Genomic DNA, 21,773 nt, shown 5'->3' on the forward strand with positions numbered 1-21,773 from the left:
GAGTCAATCCCATGGGTCTTTTCTCTTTCATCAAGGAAGCTGGCGAGAAGTTGTTTGGCGGCAAGGATGCCCAGGCGGCGCCCGTTCCGGGCGCATCGCAGGACGACTTGAACATCAAGGCGGCCAGCGCTATCGAAGCCTATATCGCCAGCCAGAAGCTGGGCGCGAGCAACATCAAGGTGGTGTTCGACGGCGTGCAAGGCAAGGTCACGGTGACGGGCGACGCGCCCACCCAGGCCGCCAAGGAAAAGATCACGCTGTGCTGCGGCAATGTCGCCAACGTGACTTCGGTCGACAATCAGATCACGGTCACCAACCCCGAGCCCGAAGCCCAGTACCACGATGTGGTGCGCGGTGACACGCTGTCGGCAATTGCCAAGAAGTACTACGGCGACGCCAACAAGTATCCGGCGATCTTCGAGGCCAACAAGCCCATGCTGAGCCATCCCGACAAGATTTATCCAGGCCAGAAGCTGCGCATTCCTGCGCAGTAAGCACTCATCGAATCAAAAAAACGGGCCGCTGGCCCGTTTTTTTATGGCGGACTCACTGGCGCCAGGGCAAACCTGCACGCCGCCAGCCGCCCATATTGCCGCGCTGGCCATTCGCATCCGCATCGCCTTCGAAGCCTTCGAGAATGTTGTAGGCCTCAAGGCCCAGGGTTGCCGCGCGCTGCGCGGCCGCGACCGAGCGCACGCCGCTGCGACACAGCAGCACCACTTTCATGCCTTCGGGCACGGCAGCGCGCAGTTGGGTGTCGAACTCGGCGTTCGCCGCCATGCCTGGCCATTGCTTCCAGGCCACGGCCGCGGCGCCGGGCACACGCCCCACCCATTCGCGCTCGGCGTCGGTGCGCACATCGACCAGCACCGCCTGCCCTTGCTGCACCCATTGCCAGGCCAGCGCCGCGGGCAGATCGCCTGCATAGCCCTGGGCGGGCCGCACGCCGGAAGATGTCGAAGAACCGGGAGTCAAAGAATCAGTCATGGCATACAGTCTCGCAGAACTACGGCCGCGTTTCCAGCGCAACCCTGCAATGCGCGCCCATGCAGCGCGACAACATATTCCACTGCGATTATTCCCCAGTGTCCCAAGCAACAGTCGACGGCGAAAACCGGGAACGTGCGCGCGTTCGCCTACAATGCGCAGCATCCCGAGAATCAGGTGTAGCCGAGGTCGATGCCAGAGTAGTGGCACCGGCACGGCGGCTCAAGCCCTCGCCGCATGGTCACCGACCTGAATCGCCTGTCCCCAAAAAAGGCCGGTTGAACCTGCAGCACATTGGCTGAGGTCATGCCTGGCTGGACACCGACACCCACGCAAGCCTGCAGGAGGCGCGGCGGTTCATCGCCGTGCCCGGGCAGCGCCAAGGCTTGAAACCACCCTGCACCGAAGACATCGCCTGACGCATGCGCCAGATCGATGCCGGCCAATGGCCTCAGCCCCTACCGAAAAATGGCTGCAGCTGCCATCCGCAACCGTTTCAGGAGCAATTGCGGCCTCAAGGCCGCAGAATCATTTTTGGCGTAAAGATATGCATGAGAGATATTTGTTCGTTAGGTATGTAATGGTCGGTGTGGCCAACACACTGGTTCACGCCGGCGTTTTCTTCCTGGGAATCTTGTTGCTCAGTCAATCGCTGGCGAATTTGATTGCATTTTTTGTTTCGGCGTCGTTTTCGTTCTTCGCCAATGCAAAATTCACTTTCAAGGCAGCACCAAAAAAATCAAAGTATTTGTGCTTTGTATTTTTCATGGGTGGGCTGAGCTATCTCACAGGATATTTTTGCGATGAATTGAGTATTGCCCCGGCTTTTACTTTCATACTGCATTGTTTCTTGAGTTTAATTATCGGCTTTTTATTCTCGAAATTTCTTTTTAAAGAGCGGGGTGTGCAATGATCATTTCTTTGGTGGTTCCGGTCTTCAACGAAGAAGATGCTGTTCCAATCTTTCACGAAGCCATCAAGAACAACCATGAACTTGGCGCATATGATCTGGAAATCATTTTCGTCAATGATGGAAGCACAGACGACACCGCGCAGGTTGTTAAAAACATCCTGCAAAATGAATCAAACATCAAACTGATCAATTTTTCCAGGAACTTCGGAAAAGAGCCCGCGCTTTTCGCCGGGCTTCAGCATGCGCAAGGCGATGTCATCATCCCCATCGATGTGGATCTGCAGGACCCGATTGAAGTCATTCCTCGACTCATAGAGAAGTACCGGGACGGTGCTGAAGTGGTCTTGGCAAAAAGAGTCGATCGTGCCTCCGATAGCTGGATGAAGCGCACCACGGCCGAGGCTTTTTACTGGATACACAACAAGATATCCAAGCCAAAGATCGAAAGCAATGTCGGCGACTTCCGGTTGATGAGCCGCAAGGTGGTGAATGAAATCATCAAACTGGAAGAAACCCAGCTTTTCATGAAGGGCATACTGAGCTGGGTCGGATTCAAGACGGACATTGTCGAATACACCCGGGAAAAACGGGTGGCAGGCGACACTAAATTTAATGCATGGAAGCTTTGGAATTTGGCCGTCGAGGGAATCACTTCGTTCTCCACTGCCCCACTCAAGGTATGGACATACATTGGACTGGTAGTTTCAGCGCTATCTTTCATCTACGCAATCGCCATCATTATCGACAAGCTGCTATTTGGGAATACCGTATCCGGATATTCTTCCATCATGGTTTCATTGCTTTTCCTTGGCGGCGTCCAACTGATTGGAATTGGCGTTCTGGGCGAATACATTGGAAGAATATATATGGAATCCAAGAAAAGGCCCAGATATATAGTCGCCGATGTATTTCAATCCAAGCAATAAAGACAAATCATGAAAGAGGCTTTCAGCAACTTGCTACTTTCCAATAAGAAGATATTTTTTATCGGATTTCTTGTTTTTATTGCATTCATCGTTTCCGAGACGATCAACTATTACTATATTGACACCGGCGACTACCCCAGAGTGGTCTCCGGAATCTTGAATTATCACCTCCCGACGCAACGAACCAACTTCTTGCTCCTGGAAATAAAAGATCATTTCGTCAAATTCGATTACTTCAGCTCCTATACACTGATTTTATATGGAGTGACGTGGTTGACGCGATTTTTTACTGATATTTTCAATCTGAAAATTTTCGCTTCCCTCTTGAAAATATCATACATCATCGTTCTTTTTAAATTTTACTCTTTTTACTTTAAAGAGAAAAATTTAACGAGCCTGATAATTTTCATCCTGGCGTCACTTCCTCTGCTGTCGTCAGCAAATCTTGGAATTTTCTCGTCGTTCTATCAGGAGCAGGTGGTCCTGATATTTCTGCCGCTGCTCTTGATTGGCTACTTGAATGGAACGATGAAAGGCTTCTTCCTTTCTCTGCTTGCAATCCTGATCATATCGACCGCCAAGAGCCAATTCTTCTACCTGCCGATCTTCGCGTTGTTTTTCTATTTCTTGTTCTCCAGAGAAAAAATATTAAAGAAGACAATACTCCTGATCGTTGTTCAGATTTTCGCTACGATTACCGCATTCTCGTCTTCCGGAGCGGTTAATTTGAATAGATACCATTCTGAATATTTCGGACTTTATCCATATCAACAATTGAATGGAAAAGAAATCGATGCAGCGGCCGACATCGCCTGTATCGGGGTGGATGCATGGGGACATAAATTTGATCTCGACCATGGCGCCGTCAGGACAGACATTGATCAAAAATGCATACAAAAGAATGCAAACTCTTCACACAAGAAAATCATCAACTATTTCCTGATGAATCCTGTGAATATCATCTCCTTGCTTTTCGACGAGGGAATCAATAGACAGGTACGCGAAAACTATTTTCACGTCTACTACAGTGAAAAAATCGTTGTGGACGATAACGATGTTTTCGAAAAAATCAAAAATGCCAAAGACAATATTTTCGCCGACAAGAAACTGATATTGCTAATTGCCTTTTTCATACTGGCCATATTTTTCCACAAAAGCAAATATGGCCAGATGACAATCTTTCTCTCTTTATTCGCTCTATCGCAACTCTATATTTCTTTCTTTGGCGAAGGCTATAGAGATCTGGCAAAGCATTTATTCGGCCTGAATTTCTCCTTTGACCTCATATTGTTCCTGTCAGTGATAGCAATCGCATCCTGGATCAAGAACAGGTCCGCCGGAATCACCGTCGATATAGCGCAACACAAAGGCGCCTGAACCCGGCGCTCGCTGCGCCGTTGCCGCTTCACGCCCCACTCGGGCGTGCACGACTCAGGCGTCGTCGTCAGCCCACATCGGCGCGGGCTGATCGCGCAGGCGCTGGCGCAGCGCGCGGTAGTCGGGCAGCACACTGGCCACCGTGGCCCAGAAGCGCGCGCTGTGGTCCATGTGCCGCAGATGGGACAGCTCGTGCACCACGACGTAGTCAATGACTTCGGGCGCGTAATGCAGCAGCCGCCAGTTCAGCCGGATCGCGCCATCACTGCGCGCACTGCCCCAGCGCGTGCGCGCGCTTGACAGGCGCAGGCTGCGCCACTGCACACCCAGTTGCGGAGCGAAATGGTCCAGGCGTTCGGTGAAATGGCTGCGTGCCGTGTGCAACCACCAGGCATGCACGCGGCCGCGCACCAGCTCGTCCGGCGCATCGGCGGCCAGCGCCAGCTGCAAGGCACCGGATGCGGGCTGCAGCTGGGCAGCCACAACGCCCGGCCCCGGCATGACGCGCGCGACCTGCAGCGTGCCGCCTAGAAACGGCAACACCGTCTGCGCGCCCCATTGCAGGCGCGCGCTATGCGCCTCCTCGCCGCGTTCCTTTTGTTCCGCGAGCTTGCGCACAATCCAGTCGGCCTTGTCCTGCAGCACACGCTCGACAGCGCCCAGGCTGGAGCTCAGCGGTGCACGCACGCGCAGGCCGTCGACGCCCACGGTCATGCCTATGCTGCGCCGACGACTGCGTTCAAGGAGATAGCTGACAGGAATGCCTGAGAGCCGCAGATGGTGGCTGGCCTGCGGATGCACAAACGCCACGGGCAACTCGATGCGCGGTGGCGCGGCCACGACAGCCGCAGGCGTCGGATCGGGCAAGGGGTCGAGCTCCAGCTGCAGCGCCACGGGCGCCGGCGCATGGCCCTGGCCCGCGGGCGGCGATGCCCCGCGCCGTGGGCGCTTGACCAATTGCCCATCGACCAGCGGCACCTCGGGCGGCGCCAGCCAGTCCCAGGCACGCTGCAGCAGGCCCGACATGGCTGTTCTCAGCGCGCGTAGGCTTCGGGATCCAGGCGCTGCATTTCGCTTTCGATCCAGTCTTCGGCTTCGCGCATCAGTTCATCGTGCTTGCGGCCCGTGGTCGAAATCTGCGGGCCCACGCTCACGTCGACGATGCCCGGGCGCTTGATGAACGCCTTGCGCGGCCAGCATTTGGCCGACGTCACGGCGATGGGCACCACAGGCACGCCGGCCATGATCGCCAGGCGCGTCGCGCCCGACTTGTAGACGCCCTTCTCGCCGCGCGGCACGCGCGTGCCTTCGGGGAACATGATCACCCAGGTGCCCTGGGCCAGCAGCCGCTTGCCCTGCTCGACCACCTTGTGGAAAGCGCGCGAGCCGTCGGCACGGTCGATGTAGATCATGTCAAGGCTGCCGATGGACCAGCCGAAGAAAGGCACGCGCAGCAGCTCTCTCTTGAACACATAGGCCAGCGGGCGCGGCATGATCGCCGGCATCAGGAAAGTCTCGTAGGTCGACTGGTGCTTGACGAGCAGCACCACGCCCTGCTGCGGGTCGGTCGGCAGATTCTCCATGCCCTGCGTGCGGTACTGCACGCCCGCAAACCAGCCGGCGCTGTCGACGCTCAGCTTGAGCCAGGCGCGCGCGATGCGGTAGCGCGTGCGCGGCGAAGCACCGAACAGCCGCACGACCAGAATGGCCAGCGTATAGGGAATGCAGGTCACAGCCATCCAGAGCATGTGAATCACGGAGCGGATCAGTGGCATGGCGAAATCAGTCCAATCAAGTCATAGGCGGAGCGTGCGCGGCGCGCACACGCCCGGCACTCAAGGCAGTGAGCCAGGGGGAGACGGTGGCGGCAGCGGCTCGGCAGGCAGCAGACTTGCGACCAGTTCGGCCAGGCTAGCGTGCGCGTGCACCTGTGGCGGGAATTCGGGCGGCAGCGCTTGCCCCGCCGCGGTCTGCGCGCAGACCAGGTGCAGATGGGCGCCCAGATGCGCGCCGGCCTGCAGATGCGCTGCGCAGCTGCCTATCACCCAGGTTTCATGGGACTCGGCGCCATAGCGCTCGGCGATCTGCCGCATCAGCCCGGGCGCGGGCTGGCGGCAGTCGCAGCCTTCGTCAGGCGCATGCGGGCAATAGAACACTGCCTCGATGCGCGCGCCGGCCGCGGCCAGCGCGCGGTGCATCTTGGCGTGCAGCGCATTGAGATCGCCCATGGCCACTTCACCCAGGCCCAAACCGGCCTGGTTGGTGGCCAGCACCACATGCCAGCCGCCGCGGTTGAGCCGGGCGACGGCCTCGAGCGCTCCTGGCAGCGCGACCCAGCTTTCGGGTGCCTGCAGGAACGAATCGTCCGCCGCGTTGAGCGTGCCGTCACGGTCGAGGATGGCGAGCTTCATGGCGCGGCAGCCTGCGGGTCAGGCCGCGAGGCGCGACAGGTCGGCCACGCGGTTCATGGCTTCATGCAGCGTCGCCAGCAGGCCCAGGCGGTTGGCCTTGAGCGCCGGATCTTCGGCATTGACCATCACCTTGTCGAAGAACGCGTCCACAGGCGCGCGCAGCACCGCAAGGGTCTGCAGGCTGGCCGTGTAGTCGCCTTCGGCAAACTGCGCGTCGGCGCGCGGCACGGTGGTCTGCAGCGCCTGGTTCAGTTCCTGCTCGGCGGTTTCCTGCAGCAGGCTCGCATCGACGCGCGCCTGCACGGCGGTTTCAGCCTTCTTCAGGATATTGCCCACGCGCTTGTTGGCCGCGGCCAGCGCCGGCGCTTCGGGCAGCGCGGCAAACGCGCGCACCGCTTCGAGGCGCTTTTGCACGTCTGCCAGGCGCTGCGGGCGCAGCGCCAGCACGGCGTCGACCTGCTGGGCGCTGAAACCCTGCTCGCGCAGGTTGCCGGCCAGGCGGTCATAGATGAAGTCGACCAGCGCGGGCGTGGCGTCGGTGATCTTGTCGCCGAACGCGGGCAGCGTGCTGACCAGCAGCGTTTCCAGATCCAGCGCCAGGTCCTTTTCGACCAGCATGCGGATCACGCCCAGCGCATGGCGGCGCAGCGCGAACGGATCGCGGTCGCCCGTGGGCAGGTTGCCGATGCCGAACATGCCGACCAGCGTCTCGAGCTTGTCGGCCAACGCGACGATCACGCCCACGTCATTGCGCGGCAATTCGTCGCCCGCGAAGCGCGGCTTGTAATGGTCTTCGATCGCATCGGCGACCGCGACATCGAGGCCGTCGTTGAGCGCGTAGTAGCGGCCCATCGTGCCCTGGAGTTCGGGGAACTCGCCGACCATGTCGGTCACCAGATCGGTCTTGGCCAGCTGCGCGGCCAGATCGGCCTGACGCGCCAGCGCGCTGTCGCCGAGTTGCTGGCCTATCGACTTGGCGATGGCGCGCACGCGGTCCACGCGCTCACCTTGCGTGCCCAGCTTGTTGTGATAGACCACCTTGCCCAGGCCTTCGACGCGCGAAGCCAGCGTCTTCTTGCGGTCCTGGTCGAAGAAGAACTTGGCATCGGCCAGGCGCGGGCGCACGACGCGCTCGTTGCCGCCAATGACCGCGCTCGCATCGGACGGACTGATATTGCTCACCACCAGGAACTGGTGCGTGAGCTTGCCGTCGGCGGCCAGCAGCGGGAAGTACTTCTGGTTGGCCTTCATCGTCAGGATCAGGCATTCCTGCGGCACGCCCAGGAATTCCTTCTCGAACTCGCAGATCAGCACATGCGGGCGTTCGACCAGCGCCGTGACTTCGTCGAGCAGCGCTTCGTCTTCAATGGCGCGCACGCCGCCGCCCACGCGTTCAGCCGCGGCCTGCAGCTGGCGCGCGATCTCGGCGCGGCGCTCGGCAAAGCTGGCAATGACCGCGCCCTGCTCGGCCAGTTGCTGCGCATAGCTGTCGGCGCTTTCGATGACCACGGGGTCCACGGACGCCTCGAAGCGGTGGCCATGGGTGGCGGAGCCGGCCGTGAGGCCCAGCGCCTTGAGGCCGATCAGCACCTGCGTGCCGTGCAGCGCGACCAGGCCATGGGCCGGGCGCACGAAATGCACGCTGGTCCAGCCGTCCTGCAACTGGTAGCGCATGACCTTGGGGATGGGCAGCTTGGCGATGGCTTCGTCGAGTGCCTTCTGCAGGCCGTCGGTCAGCTGCGCGCCGCGCGCCGTGCTTTCGAAGTACAGCACGTCGGCCTTGCCGTCGTGCACGCGCTGCAGGCCGGCCACGGCCGACGCATCGGCGCCCAGCGCGGCAAGCTTCTTGAGCAGCGCGGGCGTGGCCTGGCCGTCTGCCGTGAGGCCCACCGTGGCGGGCATGAGCTTTTGCGACACGGCCTTGTCGGCGGCCTGGGGCGCGACTTCGGTGATGTGCGCGGCCAGGCGGCGCGGCGAGGCATAGGCCGTGAGGCGCGAGCCGGTGCTGGTCAGGCCCTGGGCCGCGAGCTGGTCGAACAGCACGCCGGCGAATGCATCGCCGAGTTTTTGCAGGACCTTGGGGGGCAGTTCTTCAACGAACAGTTCAACAAGAAGATTCGAGTGGTTCATGGTGTTATCTCTGTCGCAGCGGCTCAGGCAGACTTCTTGGCGGCGGCGGCTTGCTCGGCCTTGGCCAGGTCGGCCAGCACTTCCTCGGCCCAGTGCTTGGGCGCCATGGGGAAGCCCAGGCGTGCGCGGCTGTCGAGGTAGGCCTTGGCGACGGTACGCGCCAGATTGCGGATGCGGCCGATATAGGCGGCGCGCTCGGTCACCGAAATGGCGCCGCGTGCGTCCAGCAGATTGAAGCTGTGCGCGGCCTTGAGCACCTGCTCGTAGGCGGGCAGCGACAGCGACTGCTCGATCAGGTTCTGGGCCTGCTTTTCATGCGCGGCAAACGCCGTGAACAGGAAGTCGGCGTCGGCGTGCTCGAAGTTGTAGGTCGATTGTTCGACTTCGTTCTGGTGGTAGACATCGCCGTAGGTCAGCGTGTCGGTCCACTGCAGGTTGTAGACGTTGTCCACGCCTTGCAGGTACATCGCCAGGCGTTCGAGGCCGTAGGTGATTTCGCCGGTCGCGGGCTTGCAGTCGATGCCGCCGACCTGCTGGAAGTAGGTGAACTGCGTCACTTCCATGCCGTTGAGCCAGACTTCCCAGCCCAGGCCCCAGGCGCCCAGCGTCGGGTTTTCCCAGTCGTCTTCGACAAAGCGGATGTCGTTCTGCTTCAGGTCGAAGCCCAGGGCTTCGAGCGAGCCCAGGTAGAGCTCGAGAATGTTGTCGGGCGCTGGCTTGAGCACGACCTGGAACTGGTAGTAGTGCTGCAGACGGTTCGGGTTCTCGCCATAGCGGCCGTCCTTGGGCCGGCGGCTGGGCTGCACATAGGCGGCTTTCCATGGCTCGGGGCCAAGGGCGCGCAAGAAGGTCGCGGTGTGCGAGGTGCCCGCACCCACTTCCATGTCATAGGGCTGCAACAGGGCGCAGCCCTGGGCGTCCCAGTACGACTGCAATTTCAGAATGATTTGTTGGAATGTCAGCATGACTTTTTGAGCTTGCGGCAGGCCGGTCCTGCGCTTCGGTAAGTGCGCGCGCGGCGCGCGTAAAACGTGATTTTATGTCGGCGCCCGGGTTTGCCGCCCGCGCGTGTCCCCATGGGCATGCTTGACCATGGGTCGCCCTACAATGTGCTGCACGTTTTCCACTCCGCCAAGGCCAGCCATGAGTCTGTTGAACATCATCACCAAGCAACTGATCGAAGTCATCGAATGGACCGATGATTCGCGCGATACGCTGTCTTACCGCTGGCCTGACGAAGACAAGGAAATCAAGAACGGCGCCCAGCTGATCGTGCGCGAATCGCAGCAGGTGCAGTTCGTCTCGGCCGGCCAGTTCGCCGACCTGTTCCAGCCCGGCAAGCACACGCTGAGCACGCAGAACATTCCCATCCTGTCCACACTGCAGGGCTGGAAGTACGGCTTCCAGTCGCCGTTCAAGTGCGACGTGTATTACCTCAACACGCGGCTGTTCACCGGCAACAAATGGGGCACAGCCAACCCGGTGATGATGCGCGACAAGGACTTCGGCGTGGTCCGCATCCGCGCTTTCGGCTCCTACGATTTCCGCATTGTCGAAGCGCCCAAATTCCTCAAGGAAGTCGCTGGCACCGACCAGAACTTCCGCCTCGATGAATTCGCCGACACCATGCGCTCGCGCATCATCAGCGTGTTCACCGAAGCCCTGGCCAAGGCACAGATTCCGGTGCTCGACGTGGCCACGCGCTACAGCGACCTGGGCGACGCGCTGCTGCAGCTGATCAACCCCGCGATGCGCGAGAAATACGGCCTGGAAATCAGCAGCTTCATTCTCGAGAACGTGTCGGTGCCGCCCGAAGTAGAGCAGGCCATAGACAAGCGTTCGAGCATGGGGGCCATCGGCAACCTGAACGACTATGTGAAGTACCAGATGGGCCAGGCCATGGCGGCCGGCGGCGAAGGCAGCGCCGCTGCGGCCATGCCCGCGACCATGGCGATGGGCTTTGGCATGGCGCAGGAAATGATGCGCAGCATGCAGTCGCCTGCCGGTACGGCAGGCGTGGGAACGGCGGCCCCCGGCGGTGGCGCGGCCGCGCCCTCGGACCCGTTTTCTCCCGCCGCGGCCCAGGCCGCACAGTCGCCCGCAGCCGCCGCGCCCGCCGCCGCGCTGCAGGTGCTCACGCCCGAACAGGTGGCGCAGGTGCTGGGCGTGGGCCTGGACGATGTGATGTCCGAAATCGAATCCGGCCACCTCAAGGCCCGCAAGATCGGCAGCAGCTGGCGCATTGCGCAGAGCGCCCTGGACGAATTCCTGCGCGGCTGAGCCCAACCCCTTTCCTGCAGATTGACCGGCGCCCGCGCGGCGCCAAGGTGGCTTGGCCGTGATTCCAGAACCTTCCCGCTCTCCTGATGCCGGCTATTCCCCCGTGGCCGAAGCACCGCCCCCGGCCATGGTCGGCAAGCATCCCTGCCCCGAATGCGGCGCCAACCTCGAATGGAACCCCAAGGCCCAGTCGCTGCGCTGCCCCTACTGCGGCACGGTCGTGCCCTGGAGCGAAGCACAGCAGCAGGAGCTGGGCAATGCCGTGGTCGAGCAGGACCTGGCCACGGCCCTGCAAGACCCGCAAGCGGGCCGCGGCTGGGGCCAGCAGCGGCGCGAAGTGCAATGCCAGAACTGCCGCGCGATCTCGGTGTTCGTCGATGGGCGCACGGCCCAGCGCTGCGACTTCTGCGGCTCGCCGGCCATCGTCGCGCACGAGGAGCGCAACGATGCGATCACGCCGCAAAGCATCCTGCCGTTCAAGATCAGCGACGGCCAGATTCGCGACGCGATCCGCAAATGGTATGGCTCGCGCTGGTTCGCGCCCAACAAGCTCAAGAACGCCGCGCTGACCGACACCCTCAAGGGCCTGTACCTGCCCTACTGGACTTTCGACGCCCATGTGCAGGCCTCCTGGCAGGCCGACGCCGGCTTCTACTACTACACCACCGAAACCTACCGCGACGCCAACGGCAACACGCAGACACGCCAGGTGCGGCATGTGCGCTGGGAGCCCGCGGCCGGGCAGCTCGCGCATTTCTTCGACGACGCCCTGGTGCCCGGCACCGTGGGCGTGCACGCCGGGCTGCTGCGCAAGATCGAGCCTTTCCCGACCACCACCGACCTCAAGCCCTACACGCCCGAATTCGTGCGCGGCTGGACCGTGGAGCGCTACCAGGTCGACCTGGGCAAGGCCGCCGAACTCAACCGCCAGGACATGGACGATGCCGTGCGGCAGATGTGTTCGCGCGAAGTGCCCGGCGACACCCAGCGCAACCTTCGCGTGCAAAGCCGCTACCAGGGCCGCACGTTCAAGCACACGCTGATGCCGGTCTGGCTCGTGGGCTACACATACGGGCGCAAGACCTACCAGGTCGTGGCCAACGGCTACACCGGGCAGATCGCCGGCGAGCAGCCTTATAGCTGGATCAAGATCACGTTGGCGGTGCTGCTGGCGCTGTTCATCGCGGTGCTGCTGCTGTCGGCAATGCAATAGATCGCAAGCCGGCGAGCCCACGGGCCGGGGCGGCAAAGCCTCGAACACACCGCTTGCCCTTCTGTAGGCAGCCCCTGTGTGCAAATTAATGAGGCGGCGCCCGCTGACAACTTGGGCCACTGTAAGCTTCGGCCCCAGTGGCATAATCCGTTCTAATTTTTTCGCAATGCGGCTGTACTCTAGCCTGCAGGAGCCCTGATTTTTCATCTACCGGCAGGGCTGCATGCGACCAAAAGTGCATTTTAAACACAAAGAGTTTTATTTTGAATTCAATTGTAATTTCATCTGCGTCAAGGCTCAAATCACCCGCCCAGGCTCACAGCGCCAATTCACCTGCGCTCTCCTGCCCTTGATGAAAATGGGAAATTCGCCTGCGACCAATAATTACAACAACCCGATCAAGATGCTCGACGGCTCGCTGTACCGCGCTTTATCTCCTGCATCAGGCGATGCTCCCATTATCGCAGAATAAAGCCGATCACTAGCAGATGTACAGACGCAATTAATAAATCAAAAGAAAATCTCCAGACACATGAATCCGCACCATTCATTGCCTTGTTGATTTTCAAACGATGAACGATCAAGGAAATAAAGATGCTTCAGAAAAAAAGTGTTTTGTGTGTTGTCGGCACCCGTCCGGAAGCCATAAAAATGGCCCCGGTCATTCTGGCGTTGAAGAAAGAGCCATGGGCGCAGGTCCGTGTGCTGGCGACGGCCCAGCACCGCAACATGCTCGATCAGGTGCTCAATTTCTTCGGTATCACTCCCGACATCGACCTGGACATCATGCGGCCCAACCAGGCACTGACTACCTTGACCGCGCGGCTGTTGCTTGAAATGGACCAGGTATTGACCAACGAGAAGCCCGATGTGGTGCTGGTGCAGGGCGATACGACAACGGTGATGACGGTGGCGCTTGCCTGTTTCTACCACCGCATCCCGATTGGCCATGTGGAAGCAGGTTTGCGCACCTGGGATATGCAAAACCCCTTTCCCGAAGAAGCCAACCGGGTCATTGCAGGCAAGCTCGCGCGCTGGCATTTTGCTCCCACCGAAGGTTCGCGCCAGAATCTGCTGCGCGAAGGTGTGCCGGACAAGGACATTCAGGTTACGGGCAATACGGTGATCGATGCGCTGCTGATGACCGCCGCCAAGGATCTGCAGATCGGCATCGATATCGACCCGAATAAACGCCTAGTGCTGATCACATCTCATCGGCGCGAGAACTTCGGCGCGCCTTTCCGCGAAATCTGCCGCGCCTTGCAAACGCTGGCCACGGATAATCCCGATGTGCAGTTTCTTTATCCGGTGCACCCCAACCCGAATGTCAAGGACGTTGCCCACGAGATGCTCGGCGATCGTCCGAACATTCGCCTATGCGACCCGCTCGACTATGCGCCTTTCGTGGCCGCGATGAAGCAGGCCTATCTGATCATCAGCGATTCCGGTGGCGTGCAGGAAGAGGCGCCGGCGCTGGGCAAACCGGTTCTGGTGCTGCGCGACGAGACCGAGCGCCCCGAAGCCGCGGACCAGGGCGTGGTCAAGCTGGTCGGGCCGAACTACGAACGCATCGTGACCGAAGCGCAGCACCTGCTCGATGACGAGTCCGCCTACCGCGCGATGGCGCGCGGAATATCGCCCTATGGCGATGGATTGGCCTCGGGGCGCATCATCGAGACCTTGCGGGAACACTTTTTTTGACGCGGCTCATCTATCTGTCTCCAGTGCCCTGGGCCAGCTTCGCCCAACGACCGCAGAAGTTTGTCGAGTGGTTTCACGCGCGCACAGGCAGCGATGTGATCTGGGTCGATCCCTACCCCACCAGACTGCCGCGGCTGTCGGACCTGCGGCGTCCGCGCCCGGCCAAGGAGCTCGCGGGCCACGCGCTGCCGCATTGGCTGCGCGTGCTCAAGCCGTTGGCGCTGCCGATCGAGCCATTGCCCGGCTCCGGCTGGATCAATGTTTTCTGGCGCCCGACACTCTGCGCGCTCGAGCGCTTTGCGCAAGGCCATGACACGCTGGTCGTAGCGGGCAAGCCCAGCGTATTTGCGCTCGAGGTGCTCAAGCGGCTCGAGCACGCGCGCTCTCTCTACGACGCCATGGACGAGTTCCCGGCGTTCTACACCGGCTTCTCGCGCCGGGCTCTGGCCCACCGCGAAGCACAACTGGTGGCGCGAGTCGATACGCTGTGGGTCACGAGTACGCGCCTGCAGCAACACTGGGGCCTGGTGCGACCCGACCTGCAGTATGTCGCCAATGCCCTGGACGACACGCTGATGCCCGCTCCACGCATGCGCGACCACGACGCGCAGCCCAAGGTGTTTGGTTACGTCGGTACAATTGCCTCCTGGTTCGATTGGGACTGGGTGATTGCCCTGGCCAATGCGCGTCCACAGGACGTGGTGTGCCTGATAGGCCCCGTGTTCCAGGCAGCGCCCGCGGCGCTTCCCGCAAACATCAAACTGCTGCCGGGTTGCCACCATGCGGCGGCCCTCGAGGCCATGCGCAACTTCGATGTGGGCCTTATCCCATTCCTCAGGAATGACCTCACGGCCTCGGTCGATCCCATTAAATTCTATGAATACCGCGCGCTGAATCTGCCGGTGATTTCCACCGACTTCGGGGAAATGACCTATCGCGCACAAGAGTCCGGCACGTTCATCAGCGCGTCGCAGCACGACATTGGCGCCTTGGCGGCTTCGGCGCTGGCGTGCGAAAACGATTGCGCTGCGGCCCAGGCATTCGCGGCCCGCAACGCCTGGAGGGCGCGTTTTGATGCTGCCAATCTCCTTCCTTGAGTGCCATTTTCCCGATTCGGACACGTCGTTTCCCCCGCCACTGTCCGCTTGGTGCGCACAAGGCCACCCCCTGAATCACGCCGAGTGTTTTGCATGACCTCTTCTTCCCAGACCATCAACCCCCATGCGGCCCCGCCCACGTCCCTGCAGGCGTTGGGCAAAAGCCTGTGGCGCAACCGCGCGCTGATCATGCAGATGACCCGGCGCGAAGTGGTCGGCCGCTACAAAGGCTCCGTCATGGGCATGGCGTGGTCATTCTTCAACCCGGTGTTCATGCTCACCGTGTACACCTTTGTATTTTCTTTTGTCTTCAAGGCCCGCTGGGGCACAGGCGGTGATGAAAGCCGAACGCAGTTTGCCGTGGTGCTGTTTGTCGGCATGATCGTCCACGGCCTGTTTGCAGAGGTACTCAACCGCTCGCCCGGACTGATACTGAGCAACGTCAATTACGTCAAGAAAGTGGTCTTCCCGCTGGAGATCCTGCCCGTCATCAGCATGGGCGCAGCGCTGTTCCACGGCCTGGTGAGCCTGGGTGTGCTGCTCGTCGCCTTCTTCCTTTTCAACGGCTTTGTGCACTGGACGGTGCTGTTCGCACCGCTGGTCATGCTGCCGCTTGTGATGCTGACGCTGGGTCTGGCCTGGATGTTTGCCTCGATGGGCGTGTTCCTGCGCGACGTGGGCCAGACCATAAACATCATCACCATGGTGATGATGTTTCTCGCGCCTGTGTTCTACCCGATCACTGCGTTGCCGGAAAAATACCGGCCTTGGCTCATGGCCAACCCGTTGACATTCATCATCGAGCAGATGCGCGCCGTGCTCATCTGGGGACAGATGCCGAATTGGACGGGGCTGGCGCTTTACACGCTGGTGGCCACCGTCGTTGCCTGGGCCGGTTATGCCTGGTTCCAAAAAACCAGAAAGGGCTTTTCCGATGTCCTCTAACGATATCGCCATCCGCGTCAGCCACCTCAGCAAGTGCTACGAGATCTATGGCACGCCGCGCGATCGCCTCAAGCAGTTCGTGCTGCCCCGGCTGCTGCGCCTGCTGGGCAAGCCCGCGCAGCGCTTTTTCCGCGAATTCTGGGCGCTGCGGGATGTGAGCTTCGAGGTCAGAAAAGGCGAGACCGTAGGCATCATCGGACGCAACGGCTCGGGCAAATCGACACTGCTGCAGATCATCTGCGGCACGGTCTCGCCCACGGAAGGCACGGTGTCGACCCATGGCCGCGTGGCCGCGCTGCTGGAACTGGGCGCGGGCTTCAATACCGAGTTCACCGGCCGCGAGAACGTGCTGCTGACCGCCGCCATCCTCGGCTTCCCACAGGAAAGCATGCAGCAGCGCATGGCCGAAGTGCTGGCCTTTTCGGAACTCGGCGATTTCCTCGACCAGCCCGTGAAGACTTATTCAAGCGGCATGCACGCCCGCCTGGCGTTCTCGATCGCCATCCATGTCGATCCCGAAATCCTGATTGTCGATGAAGCCCTGTCGGTGGGCGATGCACGCTTTGTCGCCAAGTGCATGCGTCGCATCAAGGAAATCCAGGACCGTGGCGCGACCATCCTGTTCGTCAGCCATGACGTCGGCTCGGTGCGCACACTGTGCCAGCGCGCGATCTGGCTGGACAGCGGCAAGCTGGTCGAAGACGGTGACGTGTTCCCGATTTCGGGCAGATACATGGAAATGATGTTCCGCGACGAGGTGACTGCGGAGCAAGGACCGCCCAAGGCCCTCGAAGTGCCGGCCGAAACGGTTGCTCAAATTGACGACGCTCCCGCCACGCCCGCGGACGCGCCTGCGGCGCATGGCCTGGATGCGCGCCCGGTCACGCACTGGGGCTCGCACCGCGGCGTGATCCTTGCCGCCTCGGTCTGTGATGCGCAAGGCATGCGCCGCGACACCATCGCCTGGGGCGAGCCCATGGAAATCCTGATCGACGTGCGCGTGCCTGCCGACATTCCACGCGAGCATCTGAGCCTGGCGTTTTCCATCAAGGATCTCAAGGGAACCGATCTGCTGGTATCGACCACCTATGACCAGGGCACGCCCTTACCCGAGGGAGAGTGCTTCAGGGTCAGTTTTCGCATGGACAACAATCTGGTCACAGGAAAATACCTGCTGGTCGCTGCGGTCGAGAACCGCGAGCATAGCAACGTCGCGCATTACTACGAGTATTTCGAGGGCGCCCATTACTTTTCTTCATTGTCCGATCAGCGATTCTTTGGAATCTTCCAGCCGGCGGTGCAGCAATCGGTGCAAGAGGCATAAATGTCAAACAGTTCAGCAATCAATTCAGACAACTATTGGGATGACCGGTTTTCCACCGATTGGGAAACCTTTGAAGGTCCGCGCCAGTCGCGCTTCTTTGCGCGCCTGGGCATGGAAAATCTGCCCGCATGGCTGTTCGAGCAGGCGCGCCGCAGCGCCCTGACACTTGCGGACTGGGGCTGCGCCCAGGGCGACGGCACAGATGTGCTCGCCAGCTATGTGGATTCCCGGCAGGTGACCGGCGTCGACTTTTCCGAAGTCGCCATCGCGCAGGCCGCAGGCCGCTACCCCGCATTGCGCTTTGTCACCGACAACTGGCTCGCGCCTTCCGCGAGTGCGACCGAATCCTTCGACATAGTTTTCTCGTCGAATACGCTCGAGCATTTCCACCGTCCCTGGGAAGTGCTGCAGGCGCTGGGTGCGCGCGCCACCAAAGCCGTGGCGCTGGCCTTGCCCTACCGTGAAATCGACCGCATCGACGAGCATTTCTATTCCTTTCTTCCCGACAACGTGCCGATGGTCCTGCCCAACGGCTTTCGGCTGGTCTGGTCACGCGTGGTCGATTGCCGCCCCATCGCCGACACGCTCTGGGGCGGCGAGCAAATCTTCCTGGTGTATGCCGCACAAGACTGGATCGACCAACTCCAGCTGACGCTGGGCGACTTCGAGATCGACCATGACGGCGCCGCTGCCAAGACCGCCGACCTGCGCCAGCAACTGACAGAGCTTGAAGGCAAGGTCGCATCCGCCACACAGCACGAAGCCCAGCTCGAACAACTTCGCCAGTCCATTGCGGCACAGGACGCGCGAATGAACTGGCTCAATCAAGCGCTAGTTGAGCGCGATCTACAGGCTGCTGCGGCGGCTACTGCGGCCGCAGCAGCAGCCGCAGCCGCAGCCGCTGCAGCCACCGCTGCTGCCAACGCGGCGATTGCTTCTGCTGCTGACGCTGCAACAGTTGTTGCTGCCGCTGCCAAAGCCGCGCATGCCGAAGCTGCGGCTGCCGAAGCTACGGCGGCAGAAGTTGCGGCTACCAAAGCTGCTGCTGCTGCTGCCGACGCTGCAGCAACAGAGCACACGGCCCAGATGGCAATTCTCAACCAGGCCCTTGCCAAACGCGACGAGCAGATTGTCGAGTTGCGCATGGAGGACCTGGTGCGCGAATCCCAATTGACAAACTTGAATACCCGGCTTTTCCAGCTGTCCGACTGGGCGGAAGAAATAAGCAAGCGCCCTTTGCGCTACGCACTCAAGAAGGCAGCGCTGGGTTTTGCCCGCAAGGCCTTGCGCGCCATGCCACTGTCGATTGCAACCAAGCAGCGTCTGCGAAATAGGTTCTTCTCGACGCTGCGCCCCCTGCGCCAGTCTGTCCAACCGCAGCCGCAGCTGCAGCCGCAGCCGCAAGCGCAGTTGGTGCGAGACAACGCCATCAGCACCGCAGTCCTTGCTCTGACGGACAAGGCTTTTGTGGAGCGGGAGCGCGATGTCTTCGTATTTGCCGTCATCGACTGGAGCTTTCGTATCCAGCGCCCGCAACACATCGCGCGCAGTCTGGCAGATTCAGGCCGGCGGGTGTTCTACTTCAGCAACCACTTTGTCGATGCCGACCAGCCCGGCTACCAACTCGAAAAGTTGCCAGGCGCACAGGCGCTCTACCAGATCAAGCTGCATGTCAAAGGCGCGCCGGCGATCTACTTCGATGCGCCTTCCGACGAGGCCCTGCACATGCTCCAACTCAGCATGGCCCAGGTCATCCAGGATTTCGGCGCACTGTCGAGCCTGTCGATCGTGCAGCATGCCTACTGGTATCCGCTGGTCACGCTGCTGCCTAACACCTACCGCATCTACGACTGCATGGACCACCATGAAGGCTTCGGCAACGTGCCCGAGAAACTCATGGCGATCGAAAAGGACATGCTCGCTGGCGCCGATCTCGTGACCGTGACCTCATCGTGGCTCGAAGACTTCGCACGCACCCACAATTCGAACGTGGCGCTGGTGCGCAATGCGTCCGAATACGCGCATTTCGCCCAGCGTCCGGCGCAGGTCTACGTGGACAAGAAAGGCAGACAGGTCATAGGCTACTACGGCGCGATCGCCGAGTGGTTTGACCTGGACCTGCTGCGCGCCCTTGCGCTGGCCTATCCAGACTGCCTCGTTCTGCTGGTGGGCAACGACACCGTGGACGCGCAAAAGCGCCTGGCCGACCTGCCCAACGTCGAGTTCACCGGCGAAGTGCCCTACGACAAGCTGCCGTACTACCTATATGCCTTCGATGTCTGCCTGCTGCCCTTCCAGGTGATTCCGCTGACGCTGGCGACCAATCCCGTCAAGGTCTATGAATACCTCGCTGCGGGCAAACCAGTGGTCTGCGTCGACCTGCCGGAAATCAGCCAGTTTGGCGGCCTGGTGGGATGCGCCGCGACCACGGCCGACTTCATCGCACTGACCGGCAGCGCGCTGCGCGAGTCTGGTGAGGAGGCTGCACGACAGGCGGCCGCTCGGCGCGCCTTCGCGGTCGAACAAACATGGCGCCACCGCGGCGAGGAGTTGCTCCTGGCGCTTGATGGAATCAAGATGCCGCGCGTGAGCGTCATCATTCTCACGTTCAACAACCTGGACCTGACGAAAGCCTGTCTCGACAGCGTACTCAAGCGCAGCGACTATCCGAATCTCGAAGTCATCGTCGTCGACAACGCGTCCACCGACGGCACCCCGGCCTACCTCGAGGAATTTGGCCGGCGCCATCCGGACGTGCGCATGGTGCTCAACAGCGACAACCTCGGCTTTGCCGCGGGCAACAACGTCGGCCTGTCGATCGCCACGGGCGACTATTTGGTGGTGCTGAACAACGACACTGTGGTCACCCATGGCTGGATACTGACGCTGCTGCGCCACTTCCAGCGCATGCCCACACTGGGCTTGCTAGGACCGGTGACAAGCAACATCGGCAACGAGGCGCGCATCGAAATCAATTATTCCGATCTCACCCATATGCCGGCAACCGCACTGAACTACACGCTGGCGCACATGGGGCAACGTTATCCGATGAAAAACGTCGCATTTTTCTGCACGATTTTTCCACGTTCGACCTATGAACGCTGCGGTGAGATCAGCGAGGACTATGGACTGGGCTTCTTCGAGGACGACGACTACTGCCGCAAGGTCGAAGCCGAGGGCCTCGCGATTGTCTGCGCCGAGGACGTGTTCGTGCACCACCACCTGTCTGCCTCTTTCAACAAGATGAACGATGAAAAACGCCGCGCGCTGGTCGAACGCAACAAGGCAATCTACGAAAGCAAATGGGGCACCTGGGAGCCGCATCGGTATCGCCCCTGATGACGCCGCAAAGGCTCCGGGGATGTCAGTAAAATCCCCGGGGCTGGCACACGTCTTGAAACAACAGTGGGTCTCGCATTCAGACTGGCTTTTACTCCGCCCTGATATGCCTTTCGGTCACTTGACACCTATTCATATCACTCAATGAACATTCCGCAGGACATCGCCGTCATTATTCCCTGCTACAAGGTGCGAGATCATATCCTCGACGTCCTGGCGGCGATCGGCCCGGAAATTGCGCGAATTTATGTCGTGGATGACTGCTGCCCGGCCCAATCAGGCAGCCTTGTCGAGACCCATTGCCACGATGAACGTGTCACCGTATTACGACATGCGCAGAACGAGGGCGTGGGAGGCGCCGTCATGACCGGCTACAAAGCAGCGATTGCCGACGGCATGGCAGTGCTGGTCAAGGTCGATGGCGACGGGCAGATGGACCCGGCATTGATCATGGATTTCATCGCACCCATTCTGGAAGGCGAAGCTGATTACACCAAGGGCAATCGGTTCTTCGACCTCGAGAACATTCGCGCAATGCCCAAGATGCGGCTGTTCGGCAATGCCGTGCTGTCGTTGATGTGCAAGCTCTCATGCGGTTACTGGAACCTCTTCGATCCGACCAACGGCTACACGGCCATTCATGCCAACGCGGCGCGCCACCTGCCTTTCAGCAAGATCAGCCGCCGTTACTTCTTTGAAACGGACATGCTTTTCCGCCTCAACACGCTGCGCGCCGTGGTCGTCGACATACCGATGCATGCCAAATACGGCGACGAGGTGAGCAACCTGAAGATTTCCAAGATCGCGGGTGAGTTTCTGGTCAAGCATGCACGCAATTTCTGCAAGCGGATTTTCTACAACTATTACCTGCGTGATATGTCGCTGGCCTCGCTGGAGCTGCCGCTGGGCATTATCTTCTTTGTTTTCGGCGTGCTGTATGGCTGCTACCACTGGAGTCTGTCGACGCATTTGGGCGTGCCGACACCGGCCGGCACAGTCATGCTCGCCGCGTTGCCGGCATTAATGGGGCTGCAGCTGATTTTGTCCTTCATGTCTTATGACATCGCGTCCGTTCCGCGCCGGCCAATTCATCCACGGCTGGGTTCGGCGCGGCGCGTGCGCTGATCGCC

19 protein-coding genes and 1 pseudogene are annotated in these 21,773 nt (G+C 60.6%); 14 read left to right on the forward strand and 6 right to left on the reverse strand.

Features of this window, described 5'->3' with window-relative positions; translation table 11 throughout:
- Nucleotides 1-11: 11 nt before the first annotated feature.
- Nucleotides 12-494 (forward strand): peptidoglycan-binding protein LysM, encoded by a 483-nt coding sequence (lysM, locus tag KHY18_RS03495; RefSeq protein WP_213294370.1) that lies wholly within the window; start codon nucleotides 12-14, stop codon nucleotides 492-494.
- A gap of 52 nt (nucleotides 495-546) precedes the next feature.
- On the opposite strand, the gene KHY18_RS03500 is transcribed toward lysM, so the two are convergent.
- A complete protein-coding gene (locus KHY18_RS03500; protein WP_213294371.1) occupies nucleotides 547-987 on the reverse strand; it encodes a rhodanese-like domain-containing protein in 441 nt (146 codons plus the stop codon).
- A 445-nt stretch (nucleotides 988-1,432) separates the two neighbouring features.
- Between KHY18_RS03500 and KHY18_RS03505 the strand changes: the two genes are divergently transcribed.
- The 3 genes from KHY18_RS03505 to KHY18_RS03515 are packed head-to-tail and all read left to right on the forward strand — an operon-like array spanning nucleotide 1,433 to nucleotide 4,203.
- On the forward strand, nucleotides 1,433-1,900 hold the full coding sequence (locus tag KHY18_RS03505; RefSeq protein WP_213294372.1) for a GtrA family protein: 468 nt from the start codon (nucleotides 1,433-1,435) through the stop codon (nucleotides 1,898-1,900).
- Nucleotides 1,897-2,826: a glycosyltransferase family 2 protein gene (locus tag KHY18_RS03510; RefSeq protein WP_213294373.1), complete on the forward strand. Its 930-nt coding sequence runs from the start codon at nucleotides 1,897-1,899 to the stop codon at nucleotides 2,824-2,826. The genes KHY18_RS03505 and KHY18_RS03510 overlap by 4 nt, the downstream gene beginning before the upstream one ends.
- Nucleotides 2,827-2,835: 9 nt before the next feature.
- Nucleotides 2,836-4,203 carry a YfdI family membrane protein gene (locus KHY18_RS03515; RefSeq protein WP_213294374.1) on the forward strand — a complete coding sequence of 456 codons (1,368 nt, stop codon included), beginning with the start codon at nucleotides 2,836-2,838 and terminating at the stop codon, nucleotides 4,201-4,203.
- 54 nt (nucleotides 4,204-4,257) lie between these two features.
- On the opposite strand, the gene KHY18_RS03520 is transcribed toward KHY18_RS03515, so the two are convergent.
- The 5 genes from KHY18_RS03520 to glyQ are packed head-to-tail and all read right to left on the reverse strand — an operon-like array spanning nucleotide 4,258 to nucleotide 9,709.
- Entirely contained in the window at nucleotides 4,258-5,229 is a 972-nt protein-coding gene (locus tag KHY18_RS03520; protein ID WP_213294377.1) for a M48 family metallopeptidase, read from the reverse strand.
- Between the two features lie 8 nt (nucleotides 5,230-5,237).
- A complete protein-coding gene (locus KHY18_RS03525; protein ID WP_213294380.1) occupies nucleotides 5,238-5,978 on the reverse strand; it encodes a lysophospholipid acyltransferase family protein in 741 nt (246 codons plus the stop codon).
- A 60-nt stretch (nucleotides 5,979-6,038) separates the two neighbouring features.
- Nucleotides 6,039-6,614, reverse strand: coding sequence for a D-glycero-alpha-D-manno-heptose-1,7-bisphosphate 7-phosphatase (locus tag KHY18_RS03530; protein WP_213294382.1), 576 nt, complete (start codon nucleotides 6,612-6,614; stop codon nucleotides 6,039-6,041).
- 18 nt (nucleotides 6,615-6,632) lie between these two features.
- Entirely contained in the window at nucleotides 6,633-8,744 is a 2,112-nt protein-coding gene (gene glyS, locus KHY18_RS03535; protein WP_213294384.1) for a glycine--tRNA ligase subunit beta, read from the reverse strand.
- 23 nt (nucleotides 8,745-8,767) lie between these two features.
- A complete protein-coding gene (gene glyQ / locus KHY18_RS03540) occupies nucleotides 8,768-9,709 on the reverse strand; it encodes a glycine--tRNA ligase subunit alpha (protein ID WP_213294386.1) in 942 nt (313 codons plus the stop codon).
- 178 nt (nucleotides 9,710-9,887) lie between these two features.
- Between glyQ and KHY18_RS03545 the strand changes: the two genes are divergently transcribed.
- From KHY18_RS03545 to KHY18_RS03585, 10 genes and pseudogenes are all read left to right on the forward strand, one after another.
- Nucleotides 9,888-11,024, forward strand: coding sequence for an SPFH and helix-turn-helix domain-containing protein (locus KHY18_RS03545; protein WP_213294389.1), 1,137 nt, complete (start codon nucleotides 9,888-9,890; stop codon nucleotides 11,022-11,024).
- A gap of 127 nt (nucleotides 11,025-11,151) precedes the next feature.
- Nucleotides 11,152-12,237: a TFIIB-type zinc ribbon-containing protein gene (locus KHY18_RS03550; protein WP_213294452.1), complete on the forward strand. Its 1,086-nt coding sequence runs from the start codon at nucleotides 11,152-11,154 to the stop codon at nucleotides 12,235-12,237.
- Nucleotides 12,238-12,460: 223 nt separating this feature from the next.
- A complete protein-coding gene (locus KHY18_RS03555) occupies nucleotides 12,461-12,709 on the forward strand; it encodes a hypothetical protein (protein ID WP_213294391.1) in 249 nt (82 codons plus the stop codon).
- Nucleotides 12,710-12,831: 122 nt separating this feature from the next.
- The gene (gene wecB / locus KHY18_RS03560) at nucleotides 12,832-13,938 is read left to right on the forward strand and encodes a non-hydrolyzing UDP-N-acetylglucosamine 2-epimerase (protein WP_213294393.1); all 1,107 of its coding nucleotides are present in this window, start codon (nucleotides 12,832-12,834) and stop codon (nucleotides 13,936-13,938) included.
- Nucleotides 13,939-13,961: 23 nt separating this feature from the next.
- Nucleotides 13,962-15,035, forward strand: a complete 1,074-nt coding sequence (locus tag KHY18_RS03565; RefSeq protein ID WP_349630241.1) for a glycosyltransferase family protein — start codon at nucleotides 13,962-13,964, stop codon at nucleotides 15,033-15,035.
- A gap of 93 nt (nucleotides 15,036-15,128) precedes the next feature.
- Complete coding sequence (locus KHY18_RS03570) at nucleotides 15,129-15,980, forward strand: ABC transporter permease (RefSeq protein WP_213294396.1); 852 nt, start codon at nucleotides 15,129-15,131, stop codon at nucleotides 15,978-15,980.
- Nucleotides 15,970-17,304: an ABC transporter ATP-binding protein gene (locus KHY18_RS03575; protein WP_213294397.1), complete on the forward strand. Its 1,335-nt coding sequence runs from the start codon at nucleotides 15,970-15,972 to the stop codon at nucleotides 17,302-17,304. Before KHY18_RS03570 ends, KHY18_RS03575 begins: the two co-directional genes overlap by 11 nt.
- A gap of 111 nt (nucleotides 17,305-17,415) precedes the next feature.
- A pseudogene (locus KHY18_RS27405) lies at nucleotides 17,416-17,664 on the forward strand (class I SAM-dependent methyltransferase); the annotation flags it as partial.
- A gap of 90 nt (nucleotides 17,665-17,754) precedes the next feature.
- On the forward strand, nucleotides 17,755-20,643 hold the full coding sequence (locus KHY18_RS03580; RefSeq protein ID WP_249728884.1) for a glycosyltransferase: 2,889 nt from the start codon (nucleotides 17,755-17,757) through the stop codon (nucleotides 20,641-20,643).
- A gap of 144 nt (nucleotides 20,644-20,787) precedes the next feature.
- Nucleotides 20,788-21,768, forward strand: a complete 981-nt coding sequence (locus KHY18_RS03585; RefSeq protein WP_213294399.1) for a glycosyltransferase family 2 protein — start codon at nucleotides 20,788-20,790, stop codon at nucleotides 21,766-21,768.
- Nucleotides 21,769-21,773 lie beyond the last annotated feature (5 nt).

The organism is Acidovorax sp. CCYZU-2555 (assembly GCF_018413525.1).
Classification (GTDB): Bacteria; Pseudomonadota; Gammaproteobacteria; order Burkholderiales; family Burkholderiaceae_C; genus Comamonas.

Coding starts and splice junctions, on each gene's coding strand:
- lysM (WP_213294370.1), top strand. CDS start 12: ATGGGTCTTTTCTCTTTCATCAAGGAAGCTGGCGAGAAGTTGTTTGGC.
- KHY18_RS03500 (WP_213294371.1), bottom strand. CDS start 987: ATGACTGATTCTTTGACTCCCGGTTCTTCGACATCTTCCGGCGTGCGG.
- KHY18_RS03505 (WP_213294372.1), top strand. CDS start 1,433: ATGGCCTCAGCCCCTACCGAAAAATGGCTGCAGCTGCCATCCGCAACC.
- KHY18_RS03510 (WP_213294373.1), top strand. CDS start 1,897: ATGATCATTTCTTTGGTGGTTCCGGTCTTCAACGAAGAAGATGCTGTT.
- KHY18_RS03515 (WP_213294374.1), top strand. CDS start 2,836: ATGAAAGAGGCTTTCAGCAACTTGCTACTTTCCAATAAGAAGATATTT.
- KHY18_RS03520 (WP_213294377.1), bottom strand. CDS start 5,229: ATGTCGGGCCTGCTGCAGCGTGCCTGGGACTGGCTGGCGCCGCCCGAG.
- KHY18_RS03525 (WP_213294380.1), bottom strand. CDS start 5,978: ATGCCACTGATCCGCTCCGTGATTCACATGCTCTGGATGGCTGTGACC.
- KHY18_RS03530 (WP_213294382.1), bottom strand. CDS start 6,614: ATGAAGCTCGCCATCCTCGACCGTGACGGCACGCTCAACGCGGCGGAC.
- glyS (WP_213294384.1), bottom strand. CDS start 8,744: ATGAACCACTCGAATCTTCTTGTTGAACTGTTCGTTGAAGAACTGCCC.
- glyQ (WP_213294386.1), bottom strand. CDS start 9,709: ATGCTGACATTCCAACAAATCATTCTGAAATTGCAGTCGTACTGGGAC.
- KHY18_RS03545 (WP_213294389.1), top strand. CDS start 9,888: ATGAGTCTGTTGAACATCATCACCAAGCAACTGATCGAAGTCATCGAA.
- KHY18_RS03550 (WP_213294452.1), top strand. CDS start 11,152: ATGGTCGGCAAGCATCCCTGCCCCGAATGCGGCGCCAACCTCGAATGG.
- KHY18_RS03555 (WP_213294391.1), top strand. CDS start 12,461: ATGCGACCAAAAGTGCATTTTAAACACAAAGAGTTTTATTTTGAATTC.
- wecB (WP_213294393.1), top strand. CDS start 12,832: ATGCTTCAGAAAAAAAGTGTTTTGTGTGTTGTCGGCACCCGTCCGGAA.
- KHY18_RS03570 (WP_213294396.1), top strand. CDS start 15,129: ATGACCTCTTCTTCCCAGACCATCAACCCCCATGCGGCCCCGCCCACG.
- KHY18_RS03575 (WP_213294397.1), top strand. CDS start 15,970: ATGTCCTCTAACGATATCGCCATCCGCGTCAGCCACCTCAGCAAGTGC.
- KHY18_RS03585 (WP_213294399.1), top strand. CDS start 20,788: ATGAACATTCCGCAGGACATCGCCGTCATTATTCCCTGCTACAAGGTG.